General features: G+C 42.4%; 23 protein-coding genes and 4 tRNA genes. 15 read left to right on the top strand and 12 right to left on the bottom strand.

From position 1 onward, the window contains the following. Positions 1–41 precede the first annotated feature (41 nt). Together HYG89_RS13785 and radC are read right to left on the bottom strand one after the other, a co-directional pair. Complete coding sequence (locus tag HYG89_RS13785; RefSeq protein WP_178867974.1) at positions 42–950, bottom strand: bestrophin family protein; 909 nt, start codon at positions 948–950, stop codon at positions 42–44. Positions 951–1018: 68 nt separating this feature from the next. Then, positions 1019–1717, bottom strand: a complete 699-nt coding sequence (gene radC, locus HYG89_RS13780) for a DNA repair protein RadC (RefSeq protein WP_104853058.1) — start codon at positions 1715–1717, stop codon at positions 1019–1021. Between the two features lie 113 nt (positions 1718–1830). Here radC and coaBC point away from each other — a divergent pair, with 113 nt between their 5' ends. Further along, positions 1831–3105 carry a bifunctional phosphopantothenoylcysteine decarboxylase/phosphopantothenate--cysteine ligase CoaBC gene (coaBC, locus tag HYG89_RS13775; protein WP_178867972.1) on the top strand — a complete coding sequence of 425 codons (1275 nt, stop codon included), beginning with the start codon at positions 1831–1833 and terminating at the stop codon, positions 3103–3105. Between the two features lie 77 nt (positions 3106–3182). Here coaBC and secB read toward each other — a convergent pair whose 3' ends face one another. The 4 genes from secB to rsgA all read right to left on the bottom strand — a co-directional run bounded on the left by secB (position 3183) and on the right by rsgA (position 5524). Then, the gene (secB, locus tag HYG89_RS13770) at positions 3183–3641 is read right to left on the bottom strand and encodes a protein-export chaperone SecB (protein WP_004976246.1); all 459 of its coding nucleotides are present in this window, start codon (positions 3639–3641) and stop codon (positions 3183–3185) included. Positions 3642–3675: 34 nt separating this feature from the next. Next, positions 3676–3930: a glutaredoxin 3 gene (gene grxC, locus HYG89_RS13765; RefSeq protein ID WP_004976247.1), complete on the bottom strand. Its 255-nt coding sequence runs from the start codon at positions 3928–3930 to the stop codon at positions 3676–3678. Positions 3931–3963: 33 nt separating this feature from the next. Further along, positions 3964–4371, bottom strand: a complete 408-nt coding sequence (locus HYG89_RS13760) for a rhodanese-like domain-containing protein (RefSeq protein WP_004976250.1) — start codon at positions 4369–4371, stop codon at positions 3964–3966. A 94-nt stretch (positions 4372–4465) separates the two neighbouring features. Continuing rightward, the gene (rsgA, locus tag HYG89_RS13755) at positions 4466–5524 is read right to left on the bottom strand and encodes a small ribosomal subunit biogenesis GTPase RsgA (RefSeq protein ID WP_096902409.1); all 1059 of its coding nucleotides are present in this window, start codon (positions 5522–5524) and stop codon (positions 4466–4468) included. A 123-nt stretch (positions 5525–5647) separates the two neighbouring features. On the opposite strand from rsgA, the gene orn reads away from it, so the two are divergent. Continuing rightward, positions 5648–6199 (top strand): oligoribonuclease, encoded by a 552-nt coding sequence (gene orn, locus HYG89_RS13750; protein WP_178867970.1) that lies wholly within the window; start codon positions 5648–5650, stop codon positions 6197–6199. A gap of 216 nt (positions 6200–6415) precedes the next feature. On the opposite strand, the gene HYG89_RS13745 is transcribed toward orn, so the two are convergent. Further along, a complete protein-coding gene (locus HYG89_RS13745) occupies positions 6416–7291 on the bottom strand; it encodes a metal-dependent hydrolase (protein WP_131261957.1) in 876 nt (291 codons plus the stop codon). A gap of 132 nt (positions 7292–7423) precedes the next feature. Between HYG89_RS13745 and HYG89_RS13740 the strand changes: the two genes are divergently transcribed. The 5 genes from HYG89_RS13740 (at position 7424) to HYG89_RS13720 (ending at position 12908) form a co-directional block, all read left to right on the top strand. Beyond that, positions 7424–8488: an AraC family transcriptional regulator gene (locus HYG89_RS13740; protein ID WP_178867968.1), complete on the top strand. Its 1065-nt coding sequence runs from the start codon at positions 7424–7426 to the stop codon at positions 8486–8488. Between the two features lie 406 nt (positions 8489–8894). Continuing rightward, positions 8895–9698, top strand: a complete 804-nt coding sequence (gene trpA, locus HYG89_RS13735; RefSeq protein WP_004976260.1) for a tryptophan synthase subunit alpha — start codon at positions 8895–8897, stop codon at positions 9696–9698. After that, positions 9695–10591 carry an acetyl-CoA carboxylase, carboxyltransferase subunit beta gene (gene accD / locus HYG89_RS13730; protein WP_004976262.1) on the top strand — a complete coding sequence of 299 codons (897 nt, stop codon included), beginning with the start codon at positions 9695–9697 and terminating at the stop codon, positions 10589–10591. The genes trpA and accD overlap by 4 nt, the downstream gene beginning before the upstream one ends. After that, positions 10588–11871, top strand: a complete 1284-nt coding sequence (folC, locus tag HYG89_RS13725) for a bifunctional tetrahydrofolate synthase/dihydrofolate synthase (protein ID WP_178867966.1) — start codon at positions 10588–10590, stop codon at positions 11869–11871. Before accD ends, folC begins: the two co-directional genes overlap by 4 nt. Continuing rightward, the gene (locus tag HYG89_RS13720) at positions 11862–12908 is read left to right on the top strand and encodes an SPOR domain-containing protein (RefSeq protein WP_372595713.1); all 1047 of its coding nucleotides are present in this window, start codon (positions 11862–11864) and stop codon (positions 12906–12908) included. The genes folC and HYG89_RS13720 overlap by 10 nt, the downstream gene beginning before the upstream one ends. Positions 12909–12969: 61 nt before the next feature. Here HYG89_RS13720 and HYG89_RS13715 read toward each other — a convergent pair whose 3' ends face one another. Both HYG89_RS13715 and HYG89_RS13710 read right to left on the bottom strand, forming a co-directional pair. Continuing rightward, a complete protein-coding gene (locus tag HYG89_RS13715; protein WP_096902404.1) occupies positions 12970–13794 on the bottom strand; it encodes an MBL fold metallo-hydrolase in 825 nt (274 codons plus the stop codon). Positions 13795–13926: 132 nt separating this feature from the next. After that, a complete protein-coding gene (locus HYG89_RS13710; protein ID WP_104853063.1) occupies positions 13927–14568 on the bottom strand; it encodes a peroxiredoxin in 642 nt (213 codons plus the stop codon). Positions 14569–14906: 338 nt separating this feature from the next. On the opposite strand from HYG89_RS13710, the gene secA reads away from it, so the two are divergent. The 8 genes from secA to HYG89_RS13670 all read left to right on the top strand — a co-directional run bounded on the left by secA (position 14907) and on the right by HYG89_RS13670 (position 21337). Beyond that, the gene (secA, locus tag HYG89_RS13705) at positions 14907–17621 is read left to right on the top strand and encodes a preprotein translocase subunit SecA (protein ID WP_178867962.1); all 2715 of its coding nucleotides are present in this window, start codon (positions 14907–14909) and stop codon (positions 17619–17621) included. Positions 17622–17784: 163 nt separating this feature from the next. Then, complete coding sequence (locus HYG89_RS13700; RefSeq protein ID WP_026438462.1) at positions 17785–18141, top strand: hypothetical protein; 357 nt, start codon at positions 17785–17787, stop codon at positions 18139–18141. 195 nt (positions 18142–18336) lie between these two features. Beyond that, positions 18337–19557, top strand: a complete 1221-nt coding sequence (gene argJ / locus HYG89_RS13695) for a bifunctional glutamate N-acetyltransferase/amino-acid acetyltransferase ArgJ (RefSeq protein ID WP_178867960.1) — start codon at positions 18337–18339, stop codon at positions 19555–19557. A 150-nt stretch (positions 19558–19707) separates the two neighbouring features. Further along, positions 19708–20775, top strand: coding sequence for a quinolinate synthase NadA (gene nadA / locus HYG89_RS13690; RefSeq protein ID WP_178867958.1), 1068 nt, complete (start codon positions 19708–19710; stop codon positions 20773–20775). Between the two features lie 153 nt (positions 20776–20928). Continuing rightward, positions 20929–21005 (top strand) — tRNA-Pro (locus tag HYG89_RS13685). 46 nt (positions 21006–21051) lie between these two features. Then, a tRNA-Arg gene (locus tag HYG89_RS13680) sits at positions 21052–21128 on the top strand. Positions 21129–21166: 38 nt separating this feature from the next. Beyond that, positions 21167–21242 (top strand) — tRNA-His (locus tag HYG89_RS13675). A gap of 18 nt (positions 21243–21260) precedes the next feature. Next, positions 21261–21337: transfer RNA gene (locus HYG89_RS13670), tRNA-Pro, on the top strand. Positions 21338–21527: 190 nt separating this feature from the next. Here the strand turns inward: HYG89_RS13670 and HYG89_RS13665 are convergent. From HYG89_RS13665 to HYG89_RS13655, 3 genes are read right to left on the bottom strand one after another with little or no spacing between them, the layout of a single operon-like run. Further along, positions 21528–22004 (bottom strand): OmpA family protein, encoded by a 477-nt coding sequence (locus HYG89_RS13665; protein WP_178867956.1) that lies wholly within the window; start codon positions 22002–22004, stop codon positions 21528–21530. Next, positions 21997–23232, bottom strand: coding sequence for a diguanylate cyclase domain-containing protein (locus tag HYG89_RS13660; protein ID WP_178867954.1), 1236 nt, complete (start codon positions 23230–23232; stop codon positions 21997–21999). The genes HYG89_RS13665 and HYG89_RS13660 overlap by 8 nt, the downstream gene beginning before the upstream one ends. After that, positions 23229–23732, bottom strand: coding sequence for a YfiR family protein (locus HYG89_RS13655; RefSeq protein WP_096902398.1), 504 nt, complete (start codon positions 23730–23732; stop codon positions 23229–23231). The genes HYG89_RS13660 and HYG89_RS13655 overlap by 4 nt, the downstream gene beginning before the upstream one ends. Positions 23733–23969: the final 237 nt, after the last annotated feature.

Here is a 23969-nt window from a genome sequence, read left to right as displayed (position 1 = left end):
AAAAACTCCTTCTCCCTCTGGGAGAAGGTTGGGAAGAGGGTCTAAAGCAAATTATTGTCCTGTGCCTGAATTGGTGGTGGCGTTGGTTTACCCAACGTACCCAATAATTCAATTTCAATGGTTCTTACCATTGCATCTAAAGGTAAGTCATTGCTTTGCGTGCCAAAAGGTTCTTCAATTTCAGAACTGAGCGCATCCAGACCTAAAAAAGTATAAGCCAAAATACCGACCAAAAGCGGAGTCGCCAATCCGAGTGTAGACCCTAAACTAAAGGGCAACATAAAACAGAAAAAGTACACTGTTCGGTTAAGTAGGACTGAATACGCAAAAGGAAGCGGTGTGGTAGCAATACGGTCACAACCCGTGAGTACCAAACTCAGCTCTGTGACGTATTGATTCATTTGTGTGTAAATAATATCGGAAATTTCGCCCTCTTTAAGTGCTTGCATTAACTCCCATTGAATCAAACTGAGCGTGTATTGCGGCGCATTGGCTTGTTGATACAGTTGGGTAATTGCTTGCTGACTCATGCCACTGGTTTGAATTAACTCGGTTGGATTGGCAGTTTGATGACGCAGGCGGTCGCGCAAGACATTGGCAAATACAATGACGTGCTGAATGACGCGTTCACGTCGTGCTTGACTAAGTATACGGCAGTCGCGGTCAAAGTGGCGCGCGTTGGCAATCAGCATGCCCCAAAGTTTACGTGCCTCCCACCAACGGTCATAACAGGCAGAGTTTTTAAAGCCCAAAAAAATCGACAGCACCACCCCAATTAAAGTAAAGCCAACCAAAGGCAATTCTGGAAAATGAAAATAACCAATATAAGACAAACCGCCAATAATGGTGGAGAGTAGCATCACCACGCCCAAAGGCGGTAAGACCTTCGGTAAAATCGTGCCCCGCCAAGAAAACAGTAAGTTAAATACACTGGGTTGATCGACTATCATTTTATTAGAATCATCACAATTTTTTGATGATCTTCTGTGCTTGTGCAGGCTTTGTCAATATGCAAATTTTAAGTGTGCTCAAATTTAAGCAGTTGTTGTTCGGCAAAGGAAAAATTACCTTCACTTGAGATGATACAGTGATCGATCAAACGCAGCTCTAGCAACTGACAGGCTTGCTGAATCTGCTGCGTCAGGATTAAATCTGCACGTGAGGGATGTGGCAATCCGAAAGGATGATTGTGTGCAATCACAATCGCCGTAGCGTGTTGGCTAATTGCAAAACGCAGCAATTGATTAATAGAAATTTCACACGAATTCACTGCGCCATAAAATAACTTTTTAAAGCTGATTTTGCGTAAACAGGCATCTAGACAAAGTACCGCAAACACTTCTTGGGTTTCGCCCAAAAGTTCAAAACGCAAATACTCCATCAAACGTTTGGAGTTGCTAAGCTCTAGCGCATCTTGTTTTAAATGTTCAGCCACATAACGCCGTCCGAGTTCTTTAACTGCCATGAGCTGTGAATATTTACTGTTACCCATGCCGTGAAATTGACACAACTCGGCAATGGGTGCATCGAGTAAAGTAGTGAGATTGCCAAAATGCTGAATTAGCAATCGTGCCAACTCCACCGCAGAATGTTGTTGCGAGCCTGAGCGCAGGAAAATAGCCAGTAGTTCGGCATCGGACAAACTTGCAGCACCATTTTGAATCAGACGCTCACGTGGCCGTTCTTGTTCAGGCCAATGTTTAATAGATAAATGCATTGTTATTTGACTTTTTTATTCTAAATTTGAAACTTAAATCCCAACAGATCTCTTGGGAATGACATTATTTAATGCTATTGTGAGCGCCACTGCAACAAAAAGGTGGCTTATTTGTGAGCTTCGATTTAAGCGTACTCCCTCATAAAAACATTATTTTAGCTGTGACAGGCGGCATTGCGGCCTATAAAAGTGCGATTTTAGTGCGTCGTTTAAAGGATGCGGGGTTTAGTGTTCGCGTGGTCATGACCAAGGGGGCACAAGCTTTTATTACACCGCTGACCTTTCAAGCACTGTCGGGCAATCCAGTACATACCGAATTATTAGATACCGAAGCCGAAGCAGGCATGGGGCATATTGAATTGGCACGGTGGGCCGATTTAATTTTGGTTGCGCCCGCCAGTTGCGACACCTTAGCCAAATTTGCTGCAGGTCTGGCCGATGATTTGCTCAGTACTTTATATTTAGCCACCAATGCACCAGTGTGGGTTGCACCTGCCATGAATCAGCAAATGTGGGCCGCCAAAGCCACGCAGCGTAATTTAACCACTTTAGTGGAAGATGGCGTGCATGTAATTATGCCCGATGCGGGCGAACAAGCTTGTGGAGATGTTGGTTTAGGGCGTATGCCAGAACCTGAAGATTTGGCGCATCAGGTGACGCAGTATTTTCATCAGGCGCAGCGTGCTTTGGTGGAAAAATTTGGCATGTTGGCAGGTAAAAATGTCACCATTACGGCAGGTCCAACCCGCGAAGCTTTAGACCCTGTGCGTTATATTTCTAACCACAGTACAGGCAAAATGGGTTTTTCTTTGGCGGCAGCCTGTTATGCGGCAGGGGCAAAAGTCACGCTTATTGCAGGTCCAGTTAGCTTAGATACACCAAATGGGGTACAGCGAATTAATGTGTCTTCTGCAATTCAAATGCTAGATACCAGTTTGCAGATGCTTGAACAAGGCTGTGATATTTTCATCGCTACAGCCGCGGTGGCAGATTACCGCGTGGCAGAAATTGCGGAACACAAAATTAAAAAATTAGGCGATGAGCTGAATGTGGCGTTGGTCAAAAACCCTGATATTGTTGCGACCATTGCACAACAGGAAAAACGTCCGTTTATGGTTGGCTTTGCTGCAGAAACCCGCAATGTAGAAGAGTATGCAGCAGGCAAGTTGGTGGCGAAAAAGCTAGATATGATTGCCTGCAATGACGTTTCCCGTGCTGATATTGGTTTTGCTTCCGATGAAAATGCCATGACGGTATTTTTTGCCGAAAGCTACCGTATGGAAAAACGCGATTTGGAAAAAGCCTCGAAACAGGAAATTGCGCAGCAATTGGTCGAAGCGATTCATGATGCCTTGTATCGAGATCCATCTCAGGATGATGATTTTTAATTTTGATCGTCCATCAGCAAACGGATGACATAAAAAACCGCTGAAATTTCAGCGGTTTTTTTATATCCAATCGCGAATTAAGCTTGACCTTCAGCTGCAGCGGCTTGAGCACGTTGCATATTGGCTTCAAACTCGGCATCGAAGTTGATTGGCGTTAACAATAATTGTGGGAAGCTGCCTTTGGTAACCATATCATTCACTGCTTCACGCAAGAATGGGAACAAAATGTTCGGGCAGTATGCGCCAAGAATGTACGGTAAACGCTCTTCTTCAACGCCATCAATCAGGAAAATACCAGCTTGGGTAACATCAACAATAAATGCAGTATCGCCCGCGTTGTTGGCTTGAACCACAACTTTTAATGCTACTTCAAAGTGGGTTGGATCAATTTTTTCTGCAGAAGATGACAGGTTGATGTTCAATTCAGGCTGCCATTCTTTGGTAAATACTTGTGCCCCAGGAACTTCAAAAGAAATGTCTTTGGTATAAATACGCTCTAATGCCAATTGTGGTTGAGCTTGTTGTTCTTCACTCATGTTAAATCCTTAAGAGTTGGTTATCGTGTTATGTTTATGCCAATAATTGATCGAGCTTGCCTTCGCGATCTAACGCATATAATTGGTCAAAGCCGCCAATAAACTGGTCATTGATGAAAATTTGTGGAACGGTACGATGATTGGTGCGTTGCATTAATTCAACACGTACTTCAGGCGCTTCATTCGACAAATTAATTTCTTTATAGGCAACGCCTTTACGCTCAAGGAGTTGTTTTGCACGAATGCAGTATGGACATACAGTCGTTGAATAAATAGTGACTTCAGCCATGATTGTTCTCCTTGCGAAAAATATTGGGTAAAACTATTTGCTTTTTACTAAAGGTAAACCTTGTGCTTTCCAGTTGCTAATACCGCCATCTAAACGATAGGCATCGGTATGTGCGACCTGTTGTAAAGCACTGCCTGCAACCTGACCCAAGTTACAGATAAAGACCAATGGGCGATCTGAGGTTTTTAACTCTTCAACATGCTTGGTAATTTGGCTATAGGGAATATTGCGGCTACCACTGATATGACCTTCACGGAAATCTTTGGCATCACGTAAATCAATCAACATGGCATTTTTAGCTTTGACTAAAATACCCAAAGATTGTGGGGAAATTTTGCGACCATTGCGTTGACCTTCTAACACAAAGAACAACACTACCAATACAGCCAGCGTCCCAAATAAGAAGGGATGATTCCCCATAAATTCGAACCAACGTTCCACAAGTCACCTAATTACAATGTCAAAATTGTTCAAGAGTATAGCGTATAAATATGGCGATCAAAAACACCGCTTCAAGGGCAGCGCCATAATAAAATTAATTTTTTTGTTGCGCTTCGGCAATTTCATCACACAGTCTTAAATAACTGTCTAAACGACGCGATAATATTTCACCTTCTGCAGCAGCCAGTCGCAGCGCACATTGCTTTTCATGTTTATGGGTACAGTTGCGGAATTGGCAATGCCCCAGCAGGTTTTCAATTTCAGGAAAACCATTTTGAATTTTATCTTGGCTTAAGTGCCATAAACCAAATTCACGAATCCCCGGTGAGTCAATTAAGGCTGCACCATCTCCAAAGCCAATTAAGCGGGTAGAGGTTGTGGTGTGTTGTCCAAGTGCTGAGTTTTCTGAAATGATATTGGTCTTTTGCGCCGCTTCAGGCACGATGGCATTAATCAGCGAGCTTTTCCCCACACCCGATTGTCCAACAAAAGCCACCGTTTCACCTGCCAAACGTGCCGCCAAATGCTCTAAATTCGCATCGGACTGGGTTTGCATGACTTCATACCCCAAGTCTTGATATTCCTTAAGCAAGTCTAAAATCGGGTCGTTTTCTTTGAGCAAATCAGATTTGTTTAAGACCAATAAGGCGGGAATATCGGCATCGGCACAAGCAACCAAATAGCGGTCAATCAAGCCCGGTGCAGGTTCAGGCAAAGGCGCAAAAACAATCACAATCAAACTGATATTGGCGGCAACAGGTTTAACTTTGTGATAACGATCAGGTCGGGTCAATAAAGATTGGCGTGGATGAATCGCGGTAATAATCCCTAAACCTGTATTCGGATCGGCTTGCCATTTGACCCGATCTCCCGTCACCAATAATTCTAAATTGGTGCGAGTATGACAACGCCAAATGCTGCCTATTTCGATAGGTTTCCAAAACGGTTCAGGCTCACCTGCGTGCACCACAGGTTTTTCAGGATGAATTTCAGGAACAGATAAAGCCTGCACTTCTAATTGACGACCATAGTGTTGTACCACCAAGCCTTCTAAATCATGTGAAGTGTCAATGTCTGCCTGACGTGACTTGTGTTGTTTTTCAATTCGACGTTGCTGTTGTTCAGTCAATCGACGCTTACGAATTAAAGCCATTCATATCCTAAAAAACCATGAACTCAGGATGGCAAAAATAGCATGAAGCGGGGGCACAGTTACAGCCAAGAAGCAAGAAATTTGCTACTATGTTGTTTTTAAGCCGAATAAGATTGCACATTTATGAGCAGCACGCCTGATACTCGCCTCATTTGGATTGATTTGGAAATGACAGGTTTAGATACCGATAACGACCAAATTATTGAAGTGGCTACCATTGTGACCGATGATCATTTAAATATTTTGGCAGAAGGTCCTGTGCTGGCTGTGCATCAACCTGATCGTATTTTAAATGCCATGGATGAGTGGAATACACGTCAGCATGGACAATCGGGCTTAATCGAGCGTGTGCGTCGCAGCAAACTCACTGCGCAGGATGCAGAACAGCAAACTATTGAGTTTCTGAAAAAATGGGTTAATCCTAAAACATCGCCAATGTGTGGCAACTCCATTTGCCAAGACCGCCGTTTTTTACACCGTTTAATGCCTGAATTGGAACAATATTTCCATTATCGAAATTTGGACGTATCATCAGTGAAAGAGTTGGGAAAGCGCTGGCGTCCAGAAATTATGAGCGGTTTGAAAAAGAATGCGTCGCATTTGGCGATGGATGATATTCGTGATTCGATTGCTGAGCTGAAATATTATCGCCAGTACTTTTTTATTATGAATTAAGACTAAAATTTTTTTCTGCGTAAGAGATGGCGCTATCACAGTAATAGCGATCTCTTACGCTTAAACTGTGTTGGTCACTCATAAATAAGAAATAATAAGATATGACTCAGCATTGCCTTATGCCTTACTTTATATAAAGATATTAGAGGCAAGTTTGTATAAAGCTAAGCAATGCTTAGGTGTTCATTGGTTAAAAGCCAAGCAAAACCAAAAGCTTTATTTTCCTGCCTGCCAAAATGCTTCACCTGCCTGAATTGGGTCGCCTGTTTGCGCCAAAGTCTCAAGCCAGACATCATATTGCGCGATGATTGGATGTTGGCTAGGGTGAAAGTCAGGTTTAAACCAATCACGATATTGTGATTGCATTTTGCGTAATTTCCCTTGTTTGCCAAACAGCCATTGCAAGCCACGTACATTCATTTTAAGGCGCTGGGTACGATTAAACCCATCGCATCTCAGCATGACATTGGCGCGGTACAGGGTAAATCCGAACATTAAACCTGTGGTCAGCACCAACGCCATTTTTCGAGTCACTTCAGGCACATTGCCCACCTGTTGCATCACATCAAACGCCACATCACGATGTTCCATTTCTTCAATCGCATGCCATGCAAATAAAGCACGGACATAAGGATGTGCATCTTGCAGCGTGTCTTTTTCGCCATAAAAAGTTTCTGCCATAAGTGCGGTTAAATGTTCCGCAGCTGCTGTCATGGCGATGTTGTATTGGGGCGAGCGATATTTCAGTTCAAACTTAAACACTTTGTTTAGACGCTGAATAAACTGATCTACAGGCATGCCTTGATCTTTCATGACCTGATTCATTTTGTCGTGTGCAATGCCGTGCTGAGCTTCTTGTCGAATAAAATCGGCAACACGCTGTTTTAAGTCAGGGTCTTGAATTTGATCACGGAACAAACGTACCGATTGAATGAAATAACGCTCGCCATCAGGAAAAGTCAGGCTCAAAGCATCAAACATGCGGGTTAAAAACGGGTCACCTGCAAACCAGTAACGCGGCACATCGGCTAATTTAAAATCGAGATTGCTGCGTACTATGGGCGCAGCATGATATTGGACAAGTGCATTCATTTTATTTTATTTCACTCTGGTCAATCCTGTTTGCATTATGTCGGGCTTTGGCAGATTTGTTTTGACAGTATTTGCCAGTTTTTATACATTAAGCGACAAAAGAAAATGATGCATGTCAAAATGAGCAAGCACATGAGCGAAATTCAAATTCCGAATGGTTATTATCAACTTTGGTTACGTTATTTATCTGCACAGGGCAGAGTTCCTGAGCAGCTTGGATTTTCGCCTGCACAATTGCAGCAGTTACAGCATGTGTTGGCATTGCCTATGGATACCCAATCGTCTTATCAATTTTTTAATGAGATCATCCAACACAGTATTCAGTTTTTAGATTGTCCAACGCTTGTTTTTGAATTGGCGCGTTATATTCAGCCTGAACATTTTGGTGTGCTCGGCTATATGGCATCGCGTAGTAATAGTGTTGCAGAAGCCCTTCAATATATGATGCGTTTTAGTCGTTTGGTGGTAGATGGTACGGCAGCCGTACCGATGCGACTGGAACAACAACCAGATGCTTTATATTTATCATGGCCGTTGGTGGATGAAAAATACAGCTTGGTTCATGAAATGACTTTTGCCTGTATGATTCAATTGGCCATGCAAATTTTTGATTTTCAACACTCTCCGATACGGGAGATTCATTTTGCCCATGCACCGCGTATGGCGATGCTGCATTATGAAAAGTTTTATGGTTGTAAGGTTTTATTTAAGCAAGCGGAATATCAAATTGTTTTAAATTTAGAAAGCCTCAGTTTAAAACCACAGCAAGCCGATCCCTCTTTAATTCATTTACTCACCAAACAAGCTGAAGATGCGATTGCGTTAAAACCACAATTAGAAACCGTGCAGCAGCAAGTCCAAGAGCAGGTGGCGCATTATTTACGTTATGAACAGCAAGTGCCGAGCATTGAATGGGTGGCGCAGCGTTTATTTCGTTCAGGGCGTACGTTACAGCGTCAGCTTAAACAGGAAGGTACGGGTTTTAAACAGATTCTTGAAATAGAACGGATGCAGCGCTGTGAAAACTTACTGCGACAAAATGTGAGCCTAAGCGATATTGCACAGTTGTTGGGTTATTCAGACCAATCGGCTTTGGCGCGTGCCTATAAAGCCTGTACAGGACAGACCTTGCTAAAACGTAAACAGCAGTTGCAGCAAGCTGAGGATGCACTTTCTCTACAGCAAAATACGCCATAAATAGTATGGATTGGCTCATTATCAACAGGTGATTTCGCGCTAAGAGATTGAAAATAAGCTGTGTGTAGCCATGACCGAATCAGCTTTTGCAAGGTTGATAAAGCCTAAGATAAAACCTGAAGTTGTTTATTTTTATCAATATTTTTAAATTTAAAAGCACGATTGAGCAAGTTTCAAAAACCGATAAGCAGGCAAAATTAGGCATCTTTGATCATTGAGAAAAAAGCGCAAATATCAGTAAATGTAGCCTCGCGGTTGTTCTGAATAAATCGTTTTGCAAACAGAAATGCAGCAACCCATGCCTGTGCGCTATTCATTGAGTAAAAAATAGCGTTACAATGGGTCAATTTGTATTTCTACAATAGCAAATGTCTCAGTTTTAATCATTCAAGGAAAATACAACCCTATGTCACGTTTAGCCACACGATTTGCACAGCTTGAATCTCAACAGCGTAAGGCCTTGGTTTCTTATGTTATGGCAGGTGACCCTCATCCAGAAGTCACAGTTCCGTTGTTACATCAAATGGTCGAGGCAGGGGTAGATGTCGTTGAATTAGGTTTGCCGTTTTCAGACCCAATGGCTGATGGTCCAGTAATTGCCCTCGCTGCAGAGCGAGCGTTGGCAGGCGGAACCAATACGCTAGATGCTTTAAACATGGTCAAAGAGTTCCGTCAAAAAGATCAGGAAACTCCTGTGGTATTGATGGGATATTTAAACCCTGTAGAAGTCATTGGTTATGAAAAGTTTGTTGAATATGCACATGACTGTGGTGTCGATGGTGTACTTCTGGTCGATTTACCACCTGAAGAAGCCCAAGAATTTGATGAAGTCCTGAATAAATATGGGATGAATCAAATTTTCTTGTTAGCGCCAACTTCTACACCAGAGCGTATTCAATTTGTTGCAAACCAAGCCAGTGGCTTTATTTATTATGTTTCTTTGAAAGGCGTGACGGGTGCAGCAACACTTGATGTTGCAGAAGCAGCAACCCGCATCCAACAGATTAAAGCTGTAACCAACGTGCCTGTGGGTGTGGGTTTTGGCATCAGTGATGCTGCATCTGCCAAAGCAATGGGCGCGGCTGCCGACGCAGTCATTGTCGGAAGTGCTTTTGTAAAACAATTTGCGAGCTTAGCACCAGAACAAGCCGTCATTGCAACGGTTAATAAAGTGAAGGAGCTTCGAGCTGCGCTCGATGAGTTAGTATGAGTCAAGAAGTGAAAACAGGGAAAATTCTAAGCCCATCGACGCCGTGGACTGCACGTGGTGTACCTGGTATTGAAACACCAGATGAGCAACAAGCGTTAAAAGCGATCTTTACTGAACCAACGATTGAATGTCCAGAATGTCATGCCTTGGTGACACGTACGGCAATGTCATTCAACGCTTATGTATGCCCACAATGTGATGAACATTTACGCATGAAAGCGCGTGAGCGTTTAACTTGGTTCTTTGACCAAGTACAAAACGAATTAGGTCAAGAATTCTCTGCCAAAGACCCACTCAAATTTGTAGACAGCAAAGCTTATCCTGAGCGTATGACTGAAGCGCAAAAGAAAACGGGTGAAACCGAAGCGTTAGTGGTTATGCAGGGCTTATTAAAAGATATGCCAGTCATTGCTTGTGCATTTGAGTTTGACTTTATGGGCGGCTCAATGGGTACTGTCGTTGGTGACCGTTTTGTGCAAGCTGCTGAACGTGCGATTCAGCAAAAACAACCGTTAATTTGCTTCGCAGCATCGGGCGGTGCGCGTATGCAAGAAGGCATGTTGTCATTAATGCAAATGGCGCGTACTTCTGCAGCAATTCAACGTATGAAAGAAGCAGGCTTACCTTACATCGTAGTATTAACACATCCTGTATATGGTGGTGTAACTGCATCATTGGCGATGCTGGGTGATGTGCACATTGCAGAACCTAAAGCGATGATTGGTTTTGCAGGTAAACGTGTCATTGAGCAAACTGTACGTGAAAAACTGGAAGAACCGTTCCAACGTGCAGAATACTTACTTGATCATGGTGTGGTCGATCAAATTGTCCATCGTCATGCATTACGTGATACAGTTTATCGTATTCTTGCGAAACTGATGAACTTGCCTTGAACACAGCACCTCTTGCAACCGATGATTTAAACACATGGCTCAATTATTGGAGCCATGTTCACGTTACGGGTATTGATTTAGGTTTGGAGCGGGTTATTCCCGTTGCAGAAAAACTGGGGTTGACCCATCCTAAAGCCAAAGTCATTACGGTTGCGGGAACCAATGGCAAAGGCTCAACCACAACCACTTTAGCGGCTATTTTAAATGCGCAGGGCTATCGGGTTGGGTTGTACCAATCGCCGCATATTTACCGTTTTAATGAACGGGTCAAATTAGCAGGCGTCGAGGTCGATGACCAAAGTTTGATTGATGCTTTTGTGCAAGTCGATCAAGCACGACGTGATTGCGATCTGAGTTTATCTTTTTTTGAAGCCACGACTTTGGCAGCCTTTGTGATTTTTAAAGCACGTGACTGCGATGTGTGGGTGCTTGAAGTCGGTTTAGGTGGGCGCTTAGATGTGGTCAATGTCGTTAATCCAGATGTGGCGGTTATTACCAATATCGGTTTAGACCATGTCGATTGGTTAGGCGATAGCATCGAAAAAATTGCCTATGAAAAAGCAGGCATTATTCGTCCTAACATTCCTGTCATTTTTGCAGGTCAGCAAGATTTGCCTCAAGCTATTCAAGATAAGGCAGCAGCTTGTAATGCACCATTGTTTACCCTGAATCGTGATTATTTTTATCGGGACATGCAAGATGGTGAGTCGTGGATGTTTGCTGCATCGGGCTGCACCTTAAAACTTCCAGCAGGCAGCTTGGCACTTGATAATATTTCAACGGCTGTGGCAGCAGTCTTGCACAGTGGTTTAGAAATCACCCAAGATGCAATTGCACAAGGTATTCAAACGGCTAAATTGGCAGGACGTTTTGAAGTTTGTCAAATTCAGGGCAAAACCGTGATTTTTGATGCAGGACATAACCCGCATGGCGTTGAATTTTTGTTAAAGCAATTGCGCAATTTCTTAAATTACAATAAACAGTACACTGAAGTGGTCAGTGTTTTTTCAATGCTTGCAGATAAAGATATAAATTCTGTGGTTGAGTTATTGAAAGATAGTGTCGTAATGTGGAAAATTGCCACATTAAATGTGCCTCGTGCGGCAGAGATCACGGTTTTGGATCAGGCTTTGCAAGGCGAAACAATACAACACTTCGACAGTATACAATTGGCTTTTAAATCAGCACTGGATGAAACAAAAAATAATCAGCTGATTTTGGTATGTGGATCATTTCATACCTTAGAAGCGGTATGGGAGTATTTGGAAGAATGTCAATGAATAACAAACAGCGCTGGATGGGTGGCGTTGTTTTATTAGGTGGTGGTGTTTTATTGGCAGCATTGCTTTTAAAAGGGCAAGAAGAAATACATCAAAATAATGTGAAAACCCCAAGCCAAGCCGAACAAGTTCAACATAAAAATGCCAATCAGGCAGAAATGGTGCAATTGCAACCTTTAACTGTCGATGTGCAAACCGAGCAGCGTCTGCTTGAAGAGCAGCGCCGTGCGCGTGAAAAAGCAGTAGCGGAGCAAGAAGCACGTGCAGCTGAGTTTTTAGCGATGCAACAACAGGCAGAAGCTGAAGCAGCGCGTAAAGCTGCAGAAGAATATGCTGCCTTAAATGCATTGCGTTCTGGTCAGCAGCAAAGTTCTGACAATATTCCACCGGAATTGGTCGAAGATGAACAAGCCAAGCAAAAGCGTTTGGCTGAAGAAAAAGCTGCCCAGCAAAAGAAGTTAGAGCAGCAAAAGGCAACGGATGTCAAGAAAGCTGCTGAGTTAAAAGCCGCGCAAGAGCGTAGTGCTGCAGAGAAAAAAGCAGCAGATGAAAAGCGTTTAGCGGAAGAAAAACGTATTGCAGAAGAGAAGCGCAAAGCGGAAGAACAACGCCAAGCCGATGCAAAACGTAAAGCTGAACAAGAGCGCAAAGCAGCAGAAGCGAAAAAAGAAGCAGAACGTAAGGCTGCCGAAGAAAAACGTAAAGCTGAGGAAAAACGCAAAGCTGAAGAAGCTGCCAAGAAAAAGGCTGAAGCTGAAAAAGCACGTAAGTTATTGGAAGAAGGCGATAAGCAGTGGATGGTACAAGTGGCTTTGGCTGCTAACCAAGCCAATGCCGATGCTTTGGCGGCAAAACTGAAAGCCAAAGGTTATAAAGTCACCCAAAGTCCAACGTCTAAAGGGGTTCGGATTATGGTTGGGCCATCTAAAGACCGTGATGCTGCCGATGCAACCCGTAAGAAAATTACCGCAGACCCAAGTTTGAATATGAAATCTGCATGGGTGATTGATTGGGTGCCGTTAGATAAACGCGACTAGATCATTCGATCAAAATGTTTATTAAAAAGGATTTAATCTTTTGGGTTAAATCCTTTTTTATTTAGGCTTTTGGTATTTGATATTGCGCTAAGGCAATTGGATCATGTGCGCAAATAATCTCAACTTGTGGTGCAGTTTGAGCCAAATGCTGAATATTCGCTAAAGTCTTTAAACGCATTAAATTATTTTCTGCAAACAAATACTCAACTGTATGTAGTGCTGGGAAGCATTGTTTAGGGTCTAGCTGTGCTTGCGCATAATAAGCATCGCCACAGAAAAATAACCAGCCCTGTGCCTGCCGAATGGCAATGCCACAATGACCAGCGGAGTGTCCAGGCAAAGGAATCAGTAAAATTTCATCCTTAAAAATTGTTAAACCTTGCACACGATTAAAATTAAACCAAGCTTCACCTCGGGTTGGTTCTAAAAAATCCCAATGAGTATGTTGCTGAAATTGCTTAGGTTTATAACGCATGCGATTTTTTAAAGACTTTAAATTGCAGGCTGCCTTGTATTCACTCGCGAAGATATGCACAGTCGCGTTTGGAAAATCAGCAATCCCACCCGCATGATCAAAGTCCAAATGCGATACCAAAATATGTTGCACATCACTGGCCTGATAACCAAGTTGCTGGATTTGCTTGAGTGCGGTCTGGCTTAAGTCGTGTTGAATCCGAGCGGTATGGGTCAGTAATGTGCCTAAACGCTGTTTGGGATGTAAATAATCCTCAACGCCTAAGCCTGTATCGACCAAGACCAAGCCTTGATCTGTTTCTAATAATAGACAATGGCAGACCAATTTTGCCTGCCAACCTTGTTGTCCAAATAAAGGCGCACAGATTGGGCAAAACGTGCCGCAATGTAAATGATGAATGTTGTAGATCACAAAATGACGTTTTTTTATGAATGTTATTTTGCTTATACCTGATCTGTTGTGTGTCGCCAATCATAATTGGATTAACGGAATTGGAGCATAAAAAAGCCTATCCGAAGATAGGCTTGCTCATGTAACACTTAATTAAGTGCGGTTCGGTTGTTTGGTCAAACGTAAATAAGGCTTGATGGCTTTATATCCACTTGGGAAGCGTTCTTTAAGTTCCGCTTCATCCTGAATGGCAGGCACAATGACCACATCTTCACCATCTTGCCAGTTGGCAGGCGTTGCAACCTTGTAATTGTCAGTCAGTTGTAGTGAATCAATGACACGTAAAATTTCGTGGAAATTACGTCCTGTAGAAGCAGGATAAGTAATAATCAAGCGTACTTTTTTATTTGGATCAATAATGATTAATGAGCGGACAGTCAGTGTTTCGCTGGCATTCGGGTGAATAAAATCGTACAGGGTAGACACTTTACGATCTTGGTCAGCAAGAATTGGGAAATTAACCGTCGTGTTTTGGGTTTCGTTAATATCTTGAATCCAGCCTTTATGAGATTCAGCATCATCTACAGAAAGTGCAATCGCTTTGACATTGCGCTTGCTGAATTCATCTTTCAGTTTTGCGGTATAGCCTAGCTCGGTGGTGCAGACAGGTGTGTAATCGGCAGGATGCGAAAATAGAATGCCCCAGCTGTCACCTAAAAATTCATAAAAATCAATTGGGCCTTCATTTGAATCTTGTGTGAAGTTGGGTGCGATGTCACCTAAGCGAATAGTCATTGTGTACCTCTGTCTTGTTTTGTTGTGTGATGTATGCGTACTACTATGCGCCATTCCTTTTGCAGAATTAAATAGTGTTTTTGTATGTGCTTATGAATAATTTGAATATGGTGTGTCATTTTTATTGCATTTTCAAAATAGATTGATGTGTGATTGCTATATATCGTCCGCTCGAAATTTGTTACATTAATTGCTACTTAGCAGCGAGAAATGGCAAGTAGAGATTGGAATTTTTAATAGGTTTTTGTGCAAAACCCTTGTACTTCAAATTTCTAGCACCATAATAACCACTAAGAAAAACCTATTTATTTGACAAGCAAGATTTAGAGAGTTTATTCATGTTGGCAAGTCTGATCGGAGGAATCTTCGGTACTAAAAATGAGCGCGAACTCAAACGCATGCGTAAAATCGTAGACAAGATTAATGCGCTCGAGCCGACGATATCTGCCTTAAGCGATGCAGACTTATCTGCAAAAACCGAAGAATTCAAACAACGTTATAACAAAGGCGAAAGTTTAGATAAACTATTACCAGAAGCATTTGCAGTATGTCGTGAAGCGGCTAAACGTGTCATGAGCATGCGTCACTATGACGTGCAGTTGATTGGTGGTATTACCTTGCACGAAGGTAAAATTGCAGAAATGCGTACAGGTGAAGGTAAAACCCTAATGGGAACTTTGGCCTGCTATTTAAATGCTTTAAGCGGTCAGGGCGTGCACGTCATTACTGTGAACGACTACTTGGCGCAGCGTGATGCTGAACTCAACCGTCCTTTATTTGAGTTTTTAGGTTTAAGCATTGGCATTATCTACTCCATGCAAGACCCGACTGAAAAAGCACAGGCTTATCGTGCAGACATTACTTACGGTACCAATAACGAATTTGGTTTCGACTACTTGCGTGACAACATGGTGTTCTCGCTGAGTGAGAAAAAACAGCGTGGTCTGACTTATGCCATTATTGATGAAGTGGACTCGATCTTAATTGATGAAGCACGTACCCCATTAATCATTTCTGGTCAAAGTGATGACTCATCGCAGTTATATGCAGCAATCAACACCATTCCGCCAAAATTGCATGCACAAAAAGAAGAAAAAGTAGCCGATGGTGGACATTTCTGGATTGATGAAAAACAACGTACTGTAGAAATGACCGAAATTGGTTATGAAACGGTAGAAAATGAATTAATTCAAATGGGTTTATTGGCAGAAGGCGAAAGTCTGTATTCTGCATCTAACCTGAATTTGGTGCATCACGTATCTGCAGCTATTCGTGCGCACTTCTTGTATCAACGCAACGTGCATTACATCATCCATGATGGTGAAGTGATTATTGTCGATGAAAACACAGGTCGTACCATGCCTGGCCGTCGCTGGTCAGAAGGTTTGCACCAAGCGGTAGAAGCGAAAGAAGGTCTAGAAATTCAGCCCGAAAACCAGACTTTAGCGACCACAACCTTCCAGAACTATTTCCGTTTATACAAAAAGCTTTCGGGAATGACGGGTACTGCAGACACTGAAGCTGCAGAAATGAAAGAAATTTATGGTCTTGATGTGGTCATCATTCCAACGCACCGACCAATGATTCGTAATGACCAAAACGATTTAATTTATTTAAACCGTACTGGTAAATACAACGCGATTATTCAAGAAATTCAACGCGTGCATGAAGCGGGTGTCGCACCAATTCTGATTGGTACAGCGACCATTGAAGCTTCAGAAATTTTATCGGATAAACTGCGTGAAGCAGGTATTCAGCACGAAGTATTGAATGCGAAGCAACACGAACGCGAAGCTGACATCATTGCGCAAGCAGGCTCACCACGTGCGGTGACTATTGCCACGAACATGGCGGGTCGTGGTACAGATATTTTGCTAGGTGGTAACTGGAAAGCTTTGCTAGCCAAAATTGAAAACCCAACTCCTGAAGATGAAGCGCGTTTAAAGGCAGAGTGGGAACAAAACCATGACATGGTGTTAAGTTCAGGTGGCTTACACATTATTGGTTCAGAACGTCACGAATCGCGCCGTATTGACAACCAGTTGCGTGGTCGTGCAGGTCGTCAGGGTGACCCAGGCGTGTCACGTTTCTATTTGTCACTTGAAGATGACTTAATGCGTATTTTCGCAGGTGATCGTGTTGTAGCAATGATGCGTGCTATGGGCTTGCAGGAAGATGAAGCGATTGAACACAAAATGGTGTCACGCTCTATCGAAAATGCACAGCGTAAAGTTGAGGCACGTAACTTCGACATCCGTAAAAACTTGTTGAAATACGATGACGTAAACAACGAACAACGTAAGATCATTTATTCACAGCGTGATGATATTCTGGCAGAAAGCACGCTGCAAGACTATATTGAAGAAATGCACCGTGAAGTGGTCACAGGTATGATCGCCAATTATATTCCACCAGAATCAATTCATGACCAATGGGATATTGATGGTTTAGAGCGTGCCTTGCGTGATGATTTGGGCGTCGAATTACCAATTAACCAATGGCTCGAAGATGATCGTCGCCTAGATGAAGAAGCTTTGGTTGAACGTATTGCCGATGAAATTGTGACACGTTACCGTGCACGTCGTGAGCAAATGGGTGATGAATCTGCTGCGATGCTAGAACGCCACTTTATGCTCAGTTCACTTGATCGTCACTGGAAAGATCACTTGGCGGCGATGGACTATTTGCGTCAAGGTATTCATTTACGTGGTTATGCACAAAAGAATCCTGAGCAAGAGTACAAAAAAGAAGCCTTTAACTTGTTTGTGAATATGTTGGGCGTGATTAAAGCCGATGTTGTTACCGATCTTTCGCGTGTGCATGTCCCAACACCTGAAGAATTGGCAGCGATGGAAGCACAGCAGCAAGCGCAAGCAGAAGCGATGCAGCTTAATCTTTCACATGCTGATGTAGACGGTTTAACGGGCGAAACCTTTGAATCAGAACCACAGTACAGTGCTGCTGAGCAAACGGTTGTTCCACCTGCAAGCCGTAACTCGCCATGCCCATGTGGTTCAGGACTGAAATATAAACAGTGTCACGGTAAAATCTAAACCTGACTTGTTACAACATAAGCAGAACTTTGGCTCTGCTTTTTTGTATTTTGGGGCGCAAAATCTTTGTGGTAATAGTTTTGCAAGATGTGTATAGCATTTGCAGATTTTGGAATTAAATGCTATTTAGTTGCACATGCAATATCCATGTGTGGAACAAAAAATGAAAAAAGTATTACAACCTTTAATGATTGTTGCCTTGAGCTTGCCTACTTTCGCATTTGCAAATGCGGCAACAACGACAACTCCTGCAAAAGTTCAAGCTGCTGTGGGTGCGACCACTGCACAGGTACAAGTGGATAATGGTCACGTGACTGTGGCAAGCCCACGCACAGGTATTCGTTATACCTTTGCCAATCCAGATCAGCGTCCAATCGTGTTGCATACTGCAGCGATTGCACCTGCGAATGCTGCCAATGTAAATCGTATTGTGGCTGCAAATCCTGCTTTATCTGCAGCAAGTCAAGAACGTGCAAAACAGGCTTTATTGGGTGAAACCGTGGTTGCGACTACGCCATAATCCAAATAGGCTCAATCAGTATAATTTTAGTTGCTGATGCATTATATTGAAGATTAAAACCAGTCCATACGGGCTGGTTTTTTATATATGACCTTGTGTATTAACAAAAGTTGAATCAAGCAGGGTGGATGCTCGATTTTTTCTTCAATTTCCACTAAGCTGTGACATTCTCAAATTTGTACTGGAAATTTCAAAATGGCAGTTGGTGACGTCTCTATGCCACACATGCATATGGTCAAAGGTGTAAAAATTGGTTCAGCAGAGGCTTATGTGCGTTATCAGAACCGACGTGACCTGGTTATTTTTGAATTTGCAGCAGGCTCAAATGTGGCGGGTGTCTTTACTCAAAACGCATTTTGCGCTGCACCTGTGTATGTGTCCAAAGCACATTTAGCTCAGGGCAATCCGCGTTACTTGGTCATTAATACAGGCAATGCCAATGCGGGTACAGGCAAATTGGGTATGCAAAATGCAGAAATTACCTGTGCCAAATTGGCTGAATTGGCAGGTGTATCTACCCAAGAAGTTTTGCCATTTTCTACAGGTGTGATTGGCGAGCAATTGCCGATTGAACGCTTGGTTGCTGGTTTAGCACCTGCGCTGGCATCGTTACGTGAGGATGCTTGGCATGATGCTGCGACAGGTATTATGACCACAGATACCACACCCAAAGGTGCATCTGAGCAGTTTGAGTTAGATGGCATTACTTATAGTATGACAGGCATTTCTAAAGGCGCAGGTATGATTCGCCCAAATATGGCGACCATGCTTAGCTATGTTGCAACCGATGCACCAATTCAACGTGACATCTTGCAGCAATTGCTCAAACGCAGCGTAGAACAATCATTTAACCGTATTACTGTAGATGGCGATACCTCGACCAATGATTCATGTATCTTGGTGGCGACAGGTCAGGCGGGTGGCACTGAAATTTGCAGTGAAAATGACCCGCGTTATGCTGTGGTATTAGATGTTTTGAATCGTGTGATGTTGCGTTTGGCACAACTGATTATCCGTGATGGTGAAGGTGCAACAAAATTCATCACGGTACGTGTTGAAGATGGTGACAATACCCAAGAATGTTGTGATATTGCGTACAGCATTGCACATTCACCATTGGTAAAAACGGCCATTTTTGCCTCAGATCCAAACTGGGGGCGTATTCTTGCTGCAATTGGTTATGCAGGCGTGCCAAATTTAGACGTTGAAAAAATTCAGGTTTGGTTGGATGATGTGCAAATTTGCAAAGATGGCGGTGCTGCTGCCGACTATACCGAAGCAGCGGGCGCGCGAGTCATGGCACAAACCGAAATGACCATTCGTGTAAATTTAGGACGTGGTCAAGCGACAGATACAGTCTATACTTGTGACTTGTCTTACGATTATGTCAAGATCAACGCGGATTACCGTTCGTAAAAATTCAAATTGAGTGATAAAGCCTCCGTTGTGAGGCTTTTTTAGCATTCAATCGGCAAAGGGCTGGTGAATGAGTAAATTGCCCCCATATCATCAGTGACTTGAGTAAGCTTGTGTTCGGGCAAGCATGAAGATAGAGAAGACGTTGTTATGAATGATGCGACCAATTTAATTGCCAATGAAGCCAAATCAATTGTGCAGGCGCATTTAGATCGCTTGGGTGAAACCAAAGAACATCATTTGAGTGAGCAAGCCAAGCAGGAAAAATTTGCGCAAATTAAAGCAGAACTCGAAAAGCACAATGCTGTCTTGGTTGCCCATTATTACTGCGATCCTGAAGTACAGGAACTGGCTGAATTAACAGGTGGCTGTGTTTCGGATTCACTGGAAATGGCACGTTTTGGTCGTGATCATGCGGCAACCACGTTGGTCGTAGCTGGTGTAAAATTTATGGGCGAAACTGCCAAAATTTTATCGCCAGAAAAAACCATTCTTATGCCAACTTTAGAAGCGACTTGTTCGCTAGACTTAGGTTGTCCTGTCGATGAGTTTAGCCACTTCTGTGATGCGCATCCTGATCATACAGTCGTGGTTTATGCCAACACGTCCGCTGCGGTAAAAGCGCGTGCAGATTGGGTCGTTACCTCAAGCTGTGCGGTTGAAATTATTGAACATCTCGATAGCTTAGGTGAAAAAATCATTTGGGCGCCAGATCAGCACTTAGGACGCTATATTCAAAAGAAAACTGGCGCAGATATGCTGCTTTGGGATGGTTCGTGTATTGTGCATGAAGAATTCCGTTCACGCGGTATAGCCAATATGAAAGCCATGTATCCGGACGCAGCAGTTTTGGTGCATCCAGAATCACCAGAATCAGTTGTTGATGTAGCTGATGCGGTGGGCAGTACCTCGCAACTTATTCAAGCGGCAAAAACTTTGCCACACGAGCGTTTAATTGTGGCAACAGACCGCGGTATTTTCTACAAGATGCAGCAAGCTGTACCAAATAAAATTCTAATTGAAGCACCAACCGCAGGTGAGGGTGCAACTTGTCGTTCATGTGCACATTGTCCGTGGATGGCGATGAATGAATTGGATGGAATTTTGCATGTATTGCAAACAGGTGATCAAGAAGTATTCGTTGAACCTGCCATGGCAGAACGTGCTAAATTACCACTAGATCGTATGTTGAATTTCAGTGCGAGCTTAAAACGCTAAAATTGATTGAAAAATATCAAAAATGCTTGATAAATATACGGTTGAAGCTTTTTTTTAATTTTTTTTAAATATAGGTGTTGACGTCTTCGGGCGTCGCGCCTAGAATGCACACCGTACCGCACGATGTGCGATACACAAAAAGCTGAGATGAATCGGAGCATAGCACAGCCTGGTAGTGCACCTGGTTTGGGACCAGGGGGTCGTAGGTTCGAATCCTACTGCTCCGACCAATTCTTCAAGGCAACGTATCGCATGATATTATGTATCATCGGTCATGCGCCTGTAGCTCAGTTGGATAGAGCATCCGCCTTCTAAGCGGATGGTCACAGGTTCGAATCCTGTCAGGCGCGCCATTTTTTGGTAGCTTGGTATAAAAGAACCAAACATGATGGTGGATGTAGCTCAGTTGGTAGAGCCCTGGATTGTGATTCCAGTTGTCGCGGGTTCGAATCCCGTCATTCACCCCAATCTCTTTGAGAGATAAACGGAGCATAGCACAGCCTGGTAGTGCACCTGGTTTGGGACCAGGGGGTCGTAGGTTCGAATCCTACTGCTCCGACCATTTTCTAAATAGAACAGATACTAAGTAGAAATGGTTAAGTCAATAAAGATACCGCGTTAAGCGGTTTTTTTATGCCTGAAATTTATGAAAGCCTTGTTGGTTTAAAATTGATTTCGTATTAGTTATTGGTCAGCATAAAAAAGCCTCAAGAATGAGGCTCAATATAAGAAAAGTTTTAGTGTCTTTTTTATTAAGGCACAATCGTCACATTGACGCGTCGGTTGGTGGCACGATTTGCTGGTGTGTCATTGCTTACCATTGGTTGTGTTGCACCACGTCCAATCACCTGAATATTTTTTCTTTCAAAACCCTGATCTAAAAAGATCTGAGCCACATTTTGGGCGCGTTTTTCCGATAGGGTTTGATTGTAGCTGGCTAAACCTACGTTGTCTGTGTGACCAATAAACTTGAGTTTATCCAAGTCATATTTATGCAGCTGTTGTGCCAATTGGTTGAGGCGTACTTTTTGGCTATTTTGAATGGCGTATTCATCAAAACCAAATAACAAGCGTTCAGGCAGGGCTAAGGTCCAGCCATCATCACTTAAAATAAAGCCTTCTTGTTTTAGCATGCGCGCCTGCTTATAGCTGACATTCCCCAAACTCATGCAAGCACTGAGTGAAACCATAACAAGAATAAGTGTGCCGATCAGAACTTTTTTAAGCATAAGGAACCTGTTTATTGTTTGATTGAGGTGAAATATACCATTTTGATTGATCACGTTTGGCTTTGAGCATTGCGCGATCGACATCGGCAATTAAATTTTCAGGAGTTTTTGCATATTCAATCAATGCTGCGCCAATACTGACATTTAAGGAAACTTGTTGCTGTTCATACTTAAATGTAGAGGTATAGCAAGCATGAATCTTTTGACAATAATCCTCTAATTCTGCAGTGGAGTGTGAGCCAGTTAAGATTACTGCAAACTCATCGCCACCTAAACGCGCAACAAACGCATGTGAGGGCAAAATCTGAATTAGACAATGTGATGAATCACGTAAAATATTATCGCCCGTCAAATGCCCAAATTGGTTATTGATTTGGTTAAAGTTATTAATGTCTAAAAAAAATACTGCAGCCGTAGCAGAAGGCTGGGTAAATAGCTTAAACAGTGTTTTATAAAAATAATTACGATTTGGCAACTGCGTTAAATTGTCGTATTGCGACTGAAATTGCAGTTTATGATTTTCAACCAATAAATTCTTATGGGATTGTTCAATCTCATTGAGTAAGCCATTAAAGGCATAACTCAGTTCATGAAGTTCTTGAATATCTGAACTTGAAACGCGCAGCTTATAATTTTTTTGTGCACTGATCTCCTGTGCCGAGCTGACAATAGAACTTAAAGATTGCATGAGATATTGATAAATTGAATTAATTGACCAAAACACAGCAATTAAAAGCAAAATAAAACCGAAAATTAATCCTAAAACGATTTTATAAAAAAAACTGACCAAGTCACTAGAGTTTCCATACACCACCAACTCACCATAGTTTTGCTGATCATGGTCAATACTCAGCCGAACAGGATGATTAAAAAACAGATAGTCCAATAAAGCCTGAATTGAAAAATGTTCTAGACCTTGCTGTTCAATAAAGGCAATACGTGTCTGTTTAGGTGAGCGTACTTCAATTGAACGAATAGAATAACGCTGCGTATGTTCAGACAGAATTTCGTTCAGTGTTATTTGGTCATTGAATACAACAGCCGGTTGAATACGTTCATTTAATGCTGCAGATAAACTTTGCAAACTATTTTTTGCGAAGGTGTTCATGGTGTAGGTTGAAATGACCAGAAAAATCATTGAACAAATTGTAAAAGTCAGAGCAAAGATAGTGAGTTGTGCGCGTGTGAATAATTGATGCAAGGTAATTGGAGTGTATAACTGCTTCATGAGTTTGACTCCGATGTTTTTGCAAGCAGTAATACACGCGGATCAATATGCACTTGAGATTGAGTCAAGCTTTCCATGTTGACTTTAAAAGCATAGTTATCATTTTTTTTATAAAGACAAAAAGCGCTGCCAGTTTCACATTCCAGATTGTTTAAACTAATAGATAGGGCTGGAAATCGAACTTGAGTATTTAAGGTATGTTGTTCTTGTGCAGCAGAAAGCGTAGAAAAAATTAATATTTGACAATTACTTTTAGATATTTCATGGCTTTGAATGGGTTGAATGTCATATTTATTATGTAATGGGGCATGTTTTTTGAATTGTTGTGCAATATTATCTTGATTTACGACACAAAGTTTGGGCGTGCTAGCTTGCCATTTTGCATACGCTAAAATGGAGAATGTAGTGTTATAAAGATTTGATGCAGGTGCAGCATACAAAATAGGTGTTTGCATTGCTACAAATGACAGCAAGGTTATTATTTTTAAATTTTGAGTCATTTCAATACAACACGAATGAACATAAAAGTAGTGTAGCTAATATTGGAAAATAAGCATACTGCTAATTTTGAGCAAGAATAATACAGATCTAAATGATTTTGCCGAATAAATAACCGTTCGGACTAAAAAACTTATAAAACTTAAAAAGAGGGGTTGCAAGGCGAAATATTTCACCTATAATGCACATCCATCGGCGGTGATGAAGATTAAAATCTCTGATAAAACAATGACTTGGTT

Source organism: Acinetobacter sp. SwsAc5 (genome assembly GCF_013391485.1).
Taxonomy (GTDB): Bacteria; Pseudomonadota; Gammaproteobacteria; order Pseudomonadales; family Moraxellaceae; genus Acinetobacter; species Acinetobacter towneri.
This window is presented reverse-complemented; position numbering and strand designations above follow the sequence as displayed.